Raw genomic sequence first — 13,046 nt, forward strand, 5'->3', positions numbered from 1 at the left:
GCGAAGAACGCGAAGATCGCGAAGGCTGTTTTGCCATAGATTGGCCCATATGATTGGGATTCTGTTGCTGCTCCCCGATAGCCCATAGCCTATAGCCTCCCATCCCTGACATCTCTTTTGACTTTTGACTTTGGAGCTAGCAATGAGTTTACATATTGGCTTGTATGGGTCGAGTGATCCTCAATTAATCGCGTCAATTCAAGAAGTTTGTTCGCTTTTAGGCGCTGAATTGGTGCTGCTTGATGTAGTTCCAGCAATTGAAGAGCCGAAGCATGTGCAAGTTGTAATTTGGTATATGGGCCATGCGCCAATAACACTTCCAGCAGAACAACATCGAGGCTTGAATATCTATATGCTCTTTGAGCGCGGTAGACATAAAGAAAGAGTGTATAGTTCTTACATCGACCCTTCGGTATTTTATACTGAATACTTAGTCATTCCCTTTGATCCAGAAGAATTTGCGATGCGAATTATCGACGGCTCAATGCGGCGTGGCTATACGCTTGATTATCGGTTGAATGATTATTTACAATCGTTTGCAGCAAGGATGAAGTCAAGAAACCGCAAATAAACGTTTCTTTTCTGTGCTGCTGGTGATCCACGAAGCGCACGAAGGACGAAACCGCGAAGAGCGCGAAGGTTAAGTTTTTTAGCCACAGATTGGCACAGATGATTGGGATTCTGTTGCTGCTCCCCAATAGCCAATAGCCTATAGCCTCGCATCCTCTGCGCCGCTGCGTTAAATATGTGATCCACGAAGGGCACGAAGCGCACGAAGGACGAAACCGCGAAGAACGCGAAGATCGCGAAGCTATGTTAGCCACAGATTGGCACAGATTATTTTGATTATGTTTTCTGCTCCCCGATAGCCCATAGCCAATAGCCTCCCATCCCTGACCTCTCTTTTGACTTCTGCCTTCTGACTTTTGCCTTCTGACTTTTGCCTTTTGACTTTTGCCTTCTGACTTTTGCCTTGGCCCCTAATCCCTGACCCCTGACCCCTCGTCGAGCGCTTGTTCAATCATGGGTTTGAGCAACTCAAGGCTGGTTTGCTGCTTGAGTTGTTGATAGGCACTTGCATCCAATTGGTGTTCAAGCTGGTCAATCCATGGAGCTAATAAGGCTTGTTCTGGCTCGGAGCGCGGTGCGCCAATCGATTCGCGCAGCTGCTCGACCATAATTAAGCGGTGTGCGCCAAGCTGATAGTTGCCAGCCTGAATTGCCAAAATTGCCATGCCCTCCAAACATTCGGCAATACTTTCGCGCTCGCCAAGCTGTTGTAAGGCCTGCAAGCTCTGTTGATAATAGGCTTGGGCTTGCTGATATTCGCCGCGTTGCAAGCTAATTGCGCCAAGATTCGTCAGCGAAGTTGCGCTCGCCCACTGGTTATTGAGCTGTTGGCGCAGTCTGAGGGTTTGCTGGGCCAGATCATAGGCGCGTTGCAAATCGCCCCGATAGCGAGCTAGCATCGATAAGTTGCTCAAGGTTGCTGCATAGTTGGCAGCTTGCTCTGGATTGCTGCCAAAGACGGTGGCATTTTGTTCAAACAAGTTTTCTGCTTGGCTATAGGCTTGTTGTTTGATTGCCACGAGTGCTAAGTTGTTGCGCACCATGGCTGCGCCAATTGGGTTATTGTTGGCATCGTAGAGCGCAAGGCTTTGGCTAAAGCTGGCTTGGGCCGCAGCAATATCGCCGCGACTCCAGGCCATTGCGCCACAGGCGTTTAATGCCCGCGAATGCAGGGTTGGCTCAAGCGTTTGGGCTTGGCTGGTGGCTTGGGAAAGCGCTTGATCAAGCCATTGTTGGCCTTCGTGGAAATAGTTGCGTGCCCACCAAAAGCGCCAGCTATTGACCGCAATATTTAATGCTGCAATTGGATACTGATTGCTGCTGGCCCAGGCAAGGGCTGCACGTAAATTATCGTGCTCAGCTTCAAAGAGATCGAGCCAATGTTGCTGATCGCTGGCAAAATGTTGATTAAAGGCCTCGCTGAGTTGGCTGGCCCAAGCTAAATGCTGCTGCGCCAACTGTTGCTGCTGGGCGCTTGCTAACTGTTCAAGCACATAATCGCGCACAAACGGGTGCAACACCCAGCGCTCAGTCTGTGGCACTTGCATAATCAAATGATGATCGACCAAATTGCCCAAAATCTCATACAGTGCATGGTCTGTTTCTGCCAGATTAAGCGCAAAGCTGGCACTGCTGATCGTCCAGCCAGCGGGCCAAATTGCTAAGGCGTGCAGCGCTTGTTGTTGGCTTGGCTCAAGCAGATCGAGGCTCCAGCTAATCAGGTTGCGCAGGCTGCGTTGGCGTTCGGGCAAATCGCGGATGCTGGTTTTTAGCCCAAGCACATGGTTGGTTAATTGTTGGGCCAAGCGTTGCGGCGAGAGCACGCGCGTATGAGCAGCAGCTAATTCGAGCGCTAAGGGCAGGCCCTCAAGTTGGCTGCAAATTTGGCGAATCGCTTCAAGCGTTGCTGCATCTGGTTGCAGTGCGGCAGCATGGCTTTGGGCACGTTCTAGAAATAGCGCAATCGCTGGCGTTTCAGCCAAATCTTCGCTTGCGATTGGTTTGGTTGGTACGGCCAAGGGCTGAAGTTGCAGCATATATTCGCCATACAAATTGAGCGGCACGCGGCTGGTGGCCACAATTTGCACTTGCGGCGCTGCGCGCAACAACTGGCCAATTGCGGTCACGCCTTCAACCACATGCTCAACATTATCCAAAATCAGCAACAAGTGACGGCTTGCCAAAAACTGCTGGAGCGCTTTTGCGGCAGTTTGTTGCGGGCCAATCGCCACGCCTAAAGCCTCGGCAATTGTAGCTAAAACCAATTGTGGTTGGCTAATGCTGGCTAGCCCACAAAAACACACGCCATCGCGATAGTTGGCCTGCTGCACTTCGGCGATCGCAAGCGCCAAGCGAGTTTTGCCAACACCACCAAAGCCCAGAATGCTGATCAAGCGTTGACCCTTGGCCAACAGCCGATTAACTGTTTGCTGTTCGCTATTGCGGCCCAAACAGCTGGTTGGCGGAATTGGCAGGCTGAAGCTGGCGCTTGGTTGGCTCTCAGCAATCCCATCATTCAAGCGGGTGGTTAATTGTTGACATAACTTTTTGAAATGGCGATGATAGGTGGTGCTATGAATGCCCAAACTATCGGCGTAATAGGCAATACTTCGTTGGGGTTCGGCCACAATCAATTGCAGCAAGCGCTGTTGATCGGGCTGTAAAGCTTGTTGGCAAAGCGCTTGCAGAAAGGAATTCAGGCCGCCCTTGGCGCTTACAAGCTGTTGAATTGCTGGCTGAGTGAGTGCCGTATGTGGTTGTTGCAACAGTTGCTGAAGCCATTCAACCTGCCAAAGATGCTGGGTCATTGCCAAATTCTCCTCAAAAATGCGCTATTAATAAATTTTTGACTATTTTGATATTCTGCGTTATCATGCTGCTATCCACCAATTTCTCCCACCTAGCCGCTAGTCGATTCTCACAAATATCCGTCAGTCGCTTCTCTCGATGATCGTTCGTCAGTGACGATGAGCAATGCAAAGGAGTCGTTCGTGAAACGTCGGATTGTTATTATTTTGGCCCTGATCGCCCTCATGTTGGCCACATTTAGCCTTCCCCAGCAAGCAGTTCAAGCTCAAACTAACCAGTTGATGGCCGCCCCAGCGCCACGGATTATTGCCGAGGTTAATGGAGCGGGCAAAGGTCGGGTTTGGGTTGGCGCTGTGCCAGCCAACAGCAGCAGCAAGCCAGTTTTGGTCTTTGTCCATGGTTTGCACGGCAAGGCTCCCAACTGGTGGGGCGAAACCATGTACCACGGCACGAACGATATGTATGATAAGGCCTATGCCGCTGGCTATCGGACTGCCTTTGTCAGTATTGATGACGAAGTTGATGGCCCTTCATCAACAATTTGGACCAACGGCGCAACCCTCAATCGTCAATTAGATGTTATTTTAAGTCATTATGGGGTTAGTTCGGTTAACATTATCGCCCATAGCAAAGGTGGTGTCGATACCAATAGTGCAGTGATTCACTATGGCGCAAGCAGCAAGGTACAAAATATTGTCACCCTTAGCTCGCCGCATCGTGGCTCGCAACTGGCCGATTTGGCCAACAGTTGGTGGGCTGGTTGGCTGGCTTCGTTGCTTGGCCAACGCGATGATGGCACCTATTCAATGCAAACCTCGTATATGAACAACTTCCGCGCCCAAACCGATGGCAGCGCCAACTACAATAATGTGCGCTTCCACACTGCTGGCGGCACCAACCATGGCCCGTTCTTCTCGGCAATGTGGTTTGGTGGAGCCTACATTTCAGGCGATAATGATGGAGTTGTGCAGGTTAGCAGCTCAATTCATCCTCGTCAAACGACTCGCCTCTTCACCCGCAACTACGACCACGATAACATTCGCTTGGGTAGCGTGGTTTGGAGTTCAATCGAGCCAAGCGTTCGCAGCACCTTCCGCAGCAAAGCTGTCGAAAATGCAAGCGCCAGCCCAGTTGCCGAGCAAGCAACCAGCATCGAAGCCAATAGCATTTTGCGCGGTGGCATGCTCGAAAGCGCCAGCCGCAGCGGAATTCGCTTCAAGCTCGAAACTGGGGTTAAAAATGCGAGCTTTGATTTTGTGAGCAACAGTGCTGATCTGGATGTGAGCTTCGTTGATAGCCAAGGCCAGCGCTATGCTGCCAACAAACCAGTGCTTGATGGCGAATTCTTCCGTGGCGCGTACCACTACAGCACCGAAGTTGTTGCACCTGCAAGCGGCACATGGTCGGTGGTGGTCAGCGGTGGCAAAGCAGATACTGGCTATTTGTTCAATGCTACGCTTGAAAGCAGCCTGAAGGTGCAGCTTGACGCTGGCAACTTGTTGGCTCAACCCAACCAAACATTGGGTTTCAAGCTCAATGCTGCCGATGCCCAAAGCTTGAGCATCAAGGCCCAATTGACCGGCACGCCACAAGGCACTGAATTACACAGCGCAATGCCAACCAACCGCAGCCTCGCGGCCAAAGGCGTTGATCGCGCAACCCTGAATCTTAGCAGCCCACAAGCCTTTGGCTTGTATCAAGTAGCCGTAACGGTTACGGGCACAACTGCCGATGGTAGCAGCTTCGAGCGCTCAATTCCATTAAATATTGGGGTTGTTGATAGCGCTGCCAAGAATGCCGCCGATAGCTTGCCTGCTGGCCGCTAAACCGCGAATAAACTAACGCTTTAGCCAAACACCATCCTTTGGGGGTGGTGTTTGGCCGTTTAGCTAGCCAATTTTTAGGCATAATCGTGTACAATACAAATAGATATTAGCACCAGTTATGGAGGCGAATGTGGATCGCCAAGAAGCTTTCGAGTTTTTAATTGAACACTACGAACAACCGCGCCATCGTGGCGAATTGGCCGATCCGGATGTGACCATGCCTGGTGGTAATCCTGGTTGCGGCGATGTCGTGACAATCTATCTCAAGGTCGATTCAGCCAACGATGCGATTCAAGATGTGGCATTTGTCGGCGAGGGCTGCACCATCAGCCAAGCAGCCGCCTCGATTTTGCTTGAACAAATGCAAGGCCAAAGCTTGGCCGCCGTCGAAGGCTTGGATTTTAATTGGATGATCGATGAGCTAGGCCGCGAGGTGGTGCAATCGCGCCCGCGCTGTGCAACCTTGGCCCTCGGCACGCTCAAAGCCGCGATCAAGAAATATCGCAACGATCAAATTCGGGCGGAGCTTGGCAATGACGCATCAGCCAAAACCCCACCCGAAACATTCTCGAATTAAGCACACCTGTGTGGTGTGAGCTATAGGAAGGAAATCCAATGCTCAGTGATGATATGGTTCGTTCAGCGCTCAAAAACGTGGTTGACCCCGAAATTGGGGTGAATATCGTCGATTTGGGCTTGATTTATAACGTGGATATTCGTGATGAAGGCCGCCAAATTGTTGTCGATATGACCCTGACTACGCCTGCTTGCCCAGCTGGCCCGCAAATTATCGACCAAGCGCATAAAGAGGTCAAGGCGCTCGAAGTGATTCACCCAAGCTTGAACGATGTGAATATCAACTTGGTTTGGACTCCCTTCTGGAACCCAGAAATGATGAGCCAAGATGCCAAAGATGAATTAGGCTATTTCTAAATTGCAGTAAGCGAAAACCCCGTTGTGCTGGCTAGCATGACGGGGTTTTGCGTTTAACCAAGGCGTTGGGCGGCAACTGTTTCCACCAATAAGCGGGTTTCAGGGTGAATCTCCAAGCCGCTTAAATCGTCAACCCCAAACCAGCCAATCGCCAGCGCATCGTCGCCAGCCTGCGGTTCGCCACTCAGCCACTCTGCTTGCATTTCCAACAAGACATAATGATATTGAATCTGCTCGCTTTGGTCGCGATGAATCACATCGACGGCGGTAATAAAGCGTGGTTGGCTGATTTCAACATTGCATTCTTCGCGAATTTCGCGCCGTGCAGCCGCTTCGATAGTTTCACCAAGCTCGATTGCGCCACCTGGCACGCTCCATTGTCCAGCCAGCGGCTCCTTGGAGCGCTTCACCAACAGCACCCGTTGGGCGTGCCAAACCATCACCGAAACCCCAATTAACGGTTGGCTAGGATAGATCCGCGACATCAATGCTCCTCAATCACAAAGTTAATCAAGTTTGATTATGCCATAGCTTGCACTTGATTGATGTTTTGTATATAAAAATAGTCTGTTAGAGAGAATAATAATCAAACTTCAAGCTCAGCATTTTTTGGTATGATGCACACTGCTTCAGCATACGAGGAAAGCCTTAATGACCCAACCATCAATCAATTTTAGACGAATTGCTTGGATTAGTGCGATTCTTATTGCAGGAACGCTGGTAATCGCATCGTTCTTTATTACGATGTTTGGTGAAGATCTGCGTAAATATTATATACCGTTTGCCAAAGGTTGTGATACATGTGGATTTAATCCCTATTATGCGCGTTGGTTTTTTGTTCCATTGATGATCTTGCCCGATAGTCAATGGACTATGCCTTTGTGGAGCTTGCTGGTTTTTGCGGGTATGTTTTGGTTGATTTATAAGCTTGATGTTACTCCGTTGGTGATTATTGCCTTTCCAATGCTTGGTCAATATTCGCTAGGCCAAGTTGATATTTTTTTATGCATTGGCTTCTATCTGATGCTTAAATCAAAAAATCCATGGCTGCAAGGGCTGGGAATTTGCTTTTTGGCAATTAAGCCACAGGTTACTGCTTTAGTCATCGTTGGCTTTCTTATTGGCCAAAAATGGTCGCAGCTCTGGAAAATAGTTATTCCGCCAGCGATTATGCTGCTGTTGAGTTTTTTGGTCTTTGGCATCGATTGGCCGCTGCGCTGGCTGAGCAATACTCAAGCGTTGCCGCCGCATGTTTGGCGTTTGGCCGCAGGCGATACATGGCGCTTTGCTTTGCCTTTTATCTGGATTCCGTTCTTATTTGAAGATCGTGAGCGCCGAATGCTGCTCAGTATTCTGATGATGGCGCTAGCCTCGCCAGTTTTTGGCACTTATAGCTATATTGTATTTATTTTGTTTTATCCTAAATGGTGGACGATCGTGCTTTCGTATGTATGGGTTGTGTTTATCCCGGTTGAACCAGATTTTGCAATTCGGTTTGCCTGGATTTTGCCCTTCGTGATGATTATTCATATTTGCTATACCAATTGGGATGAAAGTTGGTGGATGCGCCGACGAGCCAAATTGGCTAATCAAACAATGGCTTAAGCACAGCGCAGCAGTTAATCACTCGCGATTAACTGCTGCTTGTTGGATTTGCTTGGTTATGCGGTGACTACAACCTCGTTTTGTTGTGCGTGGCTGCGTTCTTGATACAACTTGTAGGCGGTATAGCCAGCATCGACAATCACAAACAACGCCGTGAAGGTCAGGCCATAGTAGAAGGCGCTCATGCCAATTGCCATATTACTCTCGCGAATCATATCGCCAAGCTTGCTTAGCTGAATCAGCGAGCGTGGATAACCAGCATTTGCCAGCCATGCGGAATGGCCTTGAATTAGCAAAAACAGCACGATTAAGCTCAAGCCACTGGCTGCGAGCGAGGCAATTCTGGTGCTTGTTTGCCAAACTCCACGCCATAACACCACCAAATCGACCACAATATTGACAATACTGGCAACCACGACCAAGGTAAAGTATTGGCTAATGACTGGATTTTCAAAGAAGCCTTGGCCACTGAACCAACGAAAGCCACCTTCAGCCTGAAATTGCATCAGCCAGCCGAGCAAAATAACCTGCGCTGCAATCCCAAATAATTGCGAGCCACGGCCAACTTTTTCGCTGGCTGGCGTGATTGCTGGCAATTTGCGCGGGTCAAAGGGCTTTTTCGGTTCAAATTCAGCCTCAACTTCGAGTTGTTGCAAGCCCCAGAAAATCGCCACAATCAGCCCAAAAGTTGCAGGCAGATTGCCAATCACGCCCCAGATTGTGTTAATGATATTGAGCCGCTGATTGCCGAGCGAGCCAAGCAGCGCCAACCCAAGCTGGGTCGCGATCATAATGCTAAACACCAGCAAGACGACCGAGCGAAACTGAGGAAACAGCGCTGGGCTAATTAAATATTGGCGGTTATTGCCATAGGCGGCAGCAACCTTGGCTGGCTCGCCCAGTGCTTGCAAGGCCGCAACGACGGCTGCCTGATCGTCGAGCGCTTGGTCGTTGCGCTCAAGGCTATCGTAAATCGACGAGCGTAATTCGGCCAAAATATCGTTGCGCTGTTTCGCTGGCAAATAATTGCTGACCGCGCCAAGGTATCGTTCAATCAAATCCACCTTAAACTCCTTCATCAGTTAAGAGGCGTTGCATCACTTCGGCCAAGCTTTGCCAATCGTGGCTGAGTTGGGCCAGAATTGTGCGACCTGCCTCGTTAATCACATAGTAACGGCGTGGACGAGAGCCTTCGACATTCCACATGCTATCCAAAAAGCCTTGGCTTTCTAAGCGGCGCAAAAGCGGATACAGCGTGCCTTGGTCGATGTTAAAGCCTCGTTCAGCTAAGCGATCAATCAGCGAGTAGCCATATTGGGGCGTTTGCAGCTGGCTCAATGCCGCCAAAATAACCACTCCCCGCCGTAATTCTTGGGATAACTTTTCGTATCCCTCTTGTTCTGTTGCTTGTATTATCATGATTTTTATCATACTGTGTTATACACAGTATTGTCAAGAGTTAAATATACAGAAATTTTTGGTATTTTGGAATAGTGAACTATTGCAATAAAACGTGGGTAGAATAGAGCAAGGATTGTTATCTAGTGGGAGTTTGAGCTATGGGGTTTAAGCCAATTAAGGTTGATCGCCGACTCGTGTATGAGAACTTATGGTTTAGTACTTGGAATAGTGGTATTGAGCATTTGTCAGAATGGCTCCCCATGGACGACGTGGCAAATCAGGTGCGATTTATCGAAACCTATGCAAAACCATATTTCGAACCAGCCCGACATCCATATTACGTTCGTTCCCAATATTGGATGAAAGAATCGCTGCGCTATTGCTTGAATATCTATGATGAACAGATGAGGCATGAATTTTATTATGCATGGGATTCAATGCAAATCCAGTTTGACCGACCGAATGATGTTCATGCTTTTCTGCTGCGGGTTTGGCAAATCCTTTTCGCTGCTGAGCCGTGGGAAATCGATGATCTTAGCTTTTATCACGATATTAGCGACGAAGTGCGCGAGCAAGCGCAAACGAAACGCAAAAGATCGGCCCAACCAGTCGCTGATCCGCTGGCTACGCCGCGCCCACCGCGCCGCCGCAAACGCCACGAGGTGGTTGAATTGGGTTATTTGTATGATGATCCGTATAGCGAGGATTATTATGCAGAGCCCTAGCCGCAATCCACATCCTGCTATTACTTGATAATATACGTATATTGATGTAATATACGTATATTGAAAATTGATTGCGTAAGGATGGGGTATGCAGTTTGATGCTACGCTGATTATTCAAACAACCTTGGCGACGGTGATGCAAGCGCAACAACGGCTGGCCGAGCATTTATGGTGGGGTGGCGCTTCCGCCAATTCAACAATGGCTCCAAGTTTGTTGGAGCAAGAACTGACGCTTTTGGTGCAGGTTGCTAATGGCGAAATCGAGCGCGAAACTGCCGGTGTGGCGCGTTATTTTGAAATTAAGGGCGTGCTCGATGATGTTTGTCGGTTGTTGTGGCAAGCGCCGTTGAGCGCCGAACCAGTTATCCCGGCAGAATTTTGGACTCAGCCTGGAATTGGCGCGGTCTGTGGGGCAGTGTTGGCATGGCTCGATGCAGATGATTTAATTACGATTACCGAGGCGGCGCAGCTGCTCTACCCTGATGCAGCGTTGGTTGGTAGCAATGTGGCGACTCAACGGGTTATTCGGCTGATTCATAGCGGCAAACTTCACGAATATACCGCCAGTGCTGAGCTTGCGCCCAATCCCCGCCATCGGCGGCGGGTCAAACGCAGCGAGGTGCTGCCACTCTGCAATATCGTTCATGCTGAAGATGATGTTTAATTTTTGATCCCCGACCCTAGCTTAGAAACCGCGAAGAACGCGAAGATCACGAAGGATCGGGTGTTGGGGAATTAGTGTAATGGTTCATTAGGTTGGAACGAAGAGCATACCCTCACCCCAACCCCTCTCCCGCCCAGCAGGCGAGGGGCTTTAACACCGTGGTTCTGGTGCACTGGATGATACAAAGGTCGACTCCCCTCGCCCGCGTTTTCGTGGGAGAGAGGCTGGGGGTGAGGGAAATATGTTCTATGCTCTATGTTCTATGTTCTTCGATTGATGCTCTGCACGCAGCCCATGCCAGCAATTGAGCAACAGCGCTAGGCCACTGGCGGCAATCAAGCCACTGCCCAAGCGCAAGCCCCAAACACTACTAACTATCACAGCGAGAATCACCAAGCCGCTGCCCAAGCCATAACTTGCAATTGAGGCAGCCGTTAATTGGGGCAAAAACAATTCGCGGGCGGTGGTTGGCACAGGTTGGGTTGGGCGATTGGCGCGATCAATCCACATTAAAAATGGAATGATTTTGTGCAACATCGTCATGATTGCTAGCCCAATCCAGCCTTGCATGCCAGCCATAAACAAAACTTGGAATTGCTTTGCTCCGCTGCCGGGCAACCAATCTAAGCCTGCGCCAAACGCCCAGCCGCTACAGAAAAGCAGCCATACGCCAGCAGCAATAAACAATTTAATCGGGCCTTCGATTTGGCGGCGAATCCGATGGCCTAAAATCGAACGCACATCAGCCAACCATGCCCCAAGACTGATTAGGATTAAACTGGCACAAATTAACATAATCATATTTGAAGCTTGCAGCCATAAGGCGATAGCGGTTGCATAGGCCGCCACGTTCATGCCAATCACCGCAACCCAACGCCAGCGGCAAACATAGCCATGGGCTAAGCTGAACATTGCCAATAACCGATAGCTCAAGGCCAAGGTTAGCGTGCTAAACCAACCGAGCACTCCTAGCGTGGCATGGCCGAGTGGGCCATAAGCAACCAAACTTGGCCAAAGCAAGACCGAACGATTAATTACGAGCATCATGCCAATCAGGAGTTGAATTGCTAAGGTAGTTAATGCTAAACTAATGCCAATCGTCGTTACATCCCACTGGCGTGCTTGCCATAACGTGCGGCCATAGCTTGCCAAAATACCCACCAAACCAACACTCATCAAGCTAGCCCCGCTCATCAGCCAATGGGTTGCCGCCTGACTAAAGGCCCAACTAAAGAGTCCGCTGCCAATGACAAACCCGCCAAAGCTCCAATCGACCATGCTGCGCCACGCCAAGGGTTGTTGCAACAGCACTGGTAAGAGCTGATACAATGCCGCCAGACAGATTAAGCTTGCCCAACTCAGGGTAATTAGGTGGGTCAAACTTAAGATGTTAGGGCTGTAGGGAAAGCCAATCAGCTGCGGGGCAATGCTGGCTTGTAGGCCAGCCCAAGCCAACAGAAAGCCTTGGGCAATCAGCAGCAAAATCAACACGTTGCGGGCATGATTATAGTTTTGGCTGGGCACATGCATAGCATCCTCGTTTCAGCAATTAACCTCTGCATGAGCGTAGCAAATTGAGTCAATTAAGGGCGTGACTTTTCTCACACCATCGTCATGTGAGAAAAGTCGCTGCCTCAACCACCCTGCTGGAGCTAGACTCGCCAGACAAGGCATTCAGCCCGCGAGGTATCCATGATTATTGCTACGATGACGGTCGCCGATATTCTCAAGCGCTATCCCAACTTGCTTGAGGTGTTTGTGGCCCAACATACAGCCTTCCAACGGCTGCGCAATCCGCTGTTGCGGCGGGTGTTTGCGCGGATGGTTACGGTTGAACAGGCAGCCCAAATTGCCAAGATTGAGCCTGCGCGCTTGCTGCAAGCGCTCAATCAAGCCCAGCCTGAGCCAGCTGTGGGTACGCCACTTGCTGAAGATTTTGATCAGCAGCCCGATCCAACCACGCCTCCAACATGGCTGCAATTGAACCAAATCAATTATCTGCTTGATGTGCGTGAAGCCCAAGCAACCGCCCAAAATCCACTGGCGCTCATTACTCCGGCAGCACTTGCCCTCGCCGCCGATCAACTCTTGCTGTTGCGCAGTAGTTTCGAGCCAGTCCCGCTGTATCAGTGGCTAGCTCGCCGTGGCTATCAAGCCTGGGCCTATCAACATACAGACGATGATTGGTTGGTATTTATCGGACGCATTGCCATTAGCGAAGCCCAACAATCCGACCAACTCAATCCGGCTACGCCATGTATCGTTTTGGATAATCGTGGCCTTAAGCCACCAGAACCCATGGTCCGCACCATAACCACGCTCAAACGGTTGCCGCCAGCGAGCTATTTAATTGGTGTGACCGACCGAATTCCGGTGATTTTGCACGAAACGCTCAGCGACGAAGGCTATGCGTTTGAGTCGTTAGGCCACATCCAGCAAGCCTATCTGACATTAATTACTGCATTGTAAGGAGTTTTTAACCACAGGTATTTAGCTGATTACATTGTTGTGGGG

The 13,046-nt window shown here is 50.0% G+C and carries 13 protein-coding genes; 8 read left to right on the forward strand and 5 right to left on the reverse strand.

Translation table 11 applies throughout. The features are described 5' to 3' along the window. Positions 1–142 precede the first annotated feature (142 nt). A complete protein-coding gene (locus tag ACFMKP_RS07990; protein WP_382290710.1) occupies positions 143–571 on the forward strand; it encodes a hypothetical protein in 429 nt (142 codons plus the stop codon). A gap of 409 nt (positions 572–980) precedes the next feature. Here ACFMKP_RS07990 and ACFMKP_RS07995 read toward each other — a convergent pair whose 3' ends face one another. Further along, entirely contained in the window at positions 981–3,377 is a 2,397-nt protein-coding gene (locus tag ACFMKP_RS07995; protein ID WP_382290712.1) for an ATP-binding protein, read from the reverse strand. A 183-nt stretch (positions 3,378–3,560) separates the two neighbouring features. Between ACFMKP_RS07995 and ACFMKP_RS08000 the strand changes: the two genes are divergently transcribed. The 3 genes from ACFMKP_RS08000 to ACFMKP_RS08010 all read left to right on the forward strand — a co-directional run bounded on the left by ACFMKP_RS08000 (position 3,561) and on the right by ACFMKP_RS08010 (position 6,137). Then, positions 3,561–5,204 (forward strand): esterase/lipase family protein, encoded by a 1,644-nt coding sequence (locus ACFMKP_RS08000; protein ID WP_382290715.1) that lies wholly within the window; start codon positions 3,561–3,563, stop codon positions 5,202–5,204. A gap of 130 nt (positions 5,205–5,334) precedes the next feature. Further along, positions 5,335–5,781, forward strand: a complete 447-nt coding sequence (locus tag ACFMKP_RS08005; RefSeq protein ID WP_382290717.1) for an iron-sulfur cluster assembly scaffold protein — start codon at positions 5,335–5,337, stop codon at positions 5,779–5,781. 38 nt (positions 5,782–5,819) lie between these two features. Then, positions 5,820–6,137 carry a metal-sulfur cluster assembly factor gene (locus tag ACFMKP_RS08010; protein ID WP_110515384.1) on the forward strand — a complete coding sequence of 106 codons (318 nt, stop codon included), beginning with the start codon at positions 5,820–5,822 and terminating at the stop codon, positions 6,135–6,137. Positions 6,138–6,190: 53 nt separating this feature from the next. Here the strand turns inward: ACFMKP_RS08010 and ACFMKP_RS08015 are convergent, their stop codons facing one another. Further along, positions 6,191–6,622: an NUDIX hydrolase gene (locus ACFMKP_RS08015; protein ID WP_382290720.1), complete on the reverse strand. Its 432-nt coding sequence runs from the start codon at positions 6,620–6,622 to the stop codon at positions 6,191–6,193. Between the two features lie 166 nt (positions 6,623–6,788). Here ACFMKP_RS08015 and ACFMKP_RS08020 point away from each other — a divergent pair, with 166 nt between their 5' ends. Then, entirely contained in the window at positions 6,789–7,742 is a 954-nt protein-coding gene (locus ACFMKP_RS08020; protein WP_382290722.1) for a glycosyltransferase 87 family protein, read from the forward strand. A gap of 56 nt (positions 7,743–7,798) precedes the next feature. On the opposite strand, the gene ACFMKP_RS08025 is transcribed toward ACFMKP_RS08020, so the two are convergent. Together ACFMKP_RS08025 and ACFMKP_RS08030 are read right to left on the reverse strand one after the other, a co-directional pair. Continuing rightward, positions 7,799–8,806: an HAAS signaling domain-containing protein gene (locus ACFMKP_RS08025; protein WP_382290725.1), complete on the reverse strand. Its 1,008-nt coding sequence runs from the start codon at positions 8,804–8,806 to the stop codon at positions 7,799–7,801. A gap of 1 nt (position 8,807) precedes the next feature. Beyond that, the gene (locus ACFMKP_RS08030) at positions 8,808–9,161 is read right to left on the reverse strand and encodes a PadR family transcriptional regulator (RefSeq protein WP_382290727.1); all 354 of its coding nucleotides are present in this window, start codon (positions 9,159–9,161) and stop codon (positions 8,808–8,810) included. Between the two features lie 419 nt (positions 9,162–9,580). On the opposite strand from ACFMKP_RS08030, the gene ACFMKP_RS08035 reads away from it, so the two are divergent. Together ACFMKP_RS08035 and ACFMKP_RS08040 are read left to right on the forward strand one after the other, a co-directional pair. Beyond that, complete coding sequence (locus ACFMKP_RS08035) at positions 9,581–9,868, forward strand: hypothetical protein (RefSeq protein ID WP_382290729.1); 288 nt, start codon at positions 9,581–9,583, stop codon at positions 9,866–9,868. Positions 9,869–9,956: 88 nt separating this feature from the next. Then, a complete protein-coding gene (locus ACFMKP_RS08040) occupies positions 9,957–10,532 on the forward strand; it encodes a helix-turn-helix domain-containing protein (RefSeq protein WP_054532611.1) in 576 nt (191 codons plus the stop codon). 246 nt (positions 10,533–10,778) lie between these two features. Here the strand turns inward: ACFMKP_RS08040 and ACFMKP_RS08045 are convergent, their stop codons facing one another. Then, positions 10,779–12,062: a hypothetical protein gene (locus ACFMKP_RS08045; RefSeq protein WP_382290732.1), complete on the reverse strand. Its 1,284-nt coding sequence runs from the start codon at positions 12,060–12,062 to the stop codon at positions 10,779–10,781. A 162-nt stretch (positions 12,063–12,224) separates the two neighbouring features. Here ACFMKP_RS08045 and ACFMKP_RS08050 point away from each other — a divergent pair, with 162 nt between their 5' ends. Then, positions 12,225–13,001, forward strand: a complete 777-nt coding sequence (locus ACFMKP_RS08050) for a DUF2249 domain-containing protein (protein WP_382290734.1) — start codon at positions 12,225–12,227, stop codon at positions 12,999–13,001. The last annotated feature ends 45 nt before the right edge of the window (positions 13,002–13,046 follow it).

The organism is Herpetosiphon sp. NSE202, from assembly GCF_042688385.1.
Taxonomy (GTDB): Bacteria; Chloroflexota; Chloroflexia; order Chloroflexales; family Herpetosiphonaceae; genus Herpetosiphon.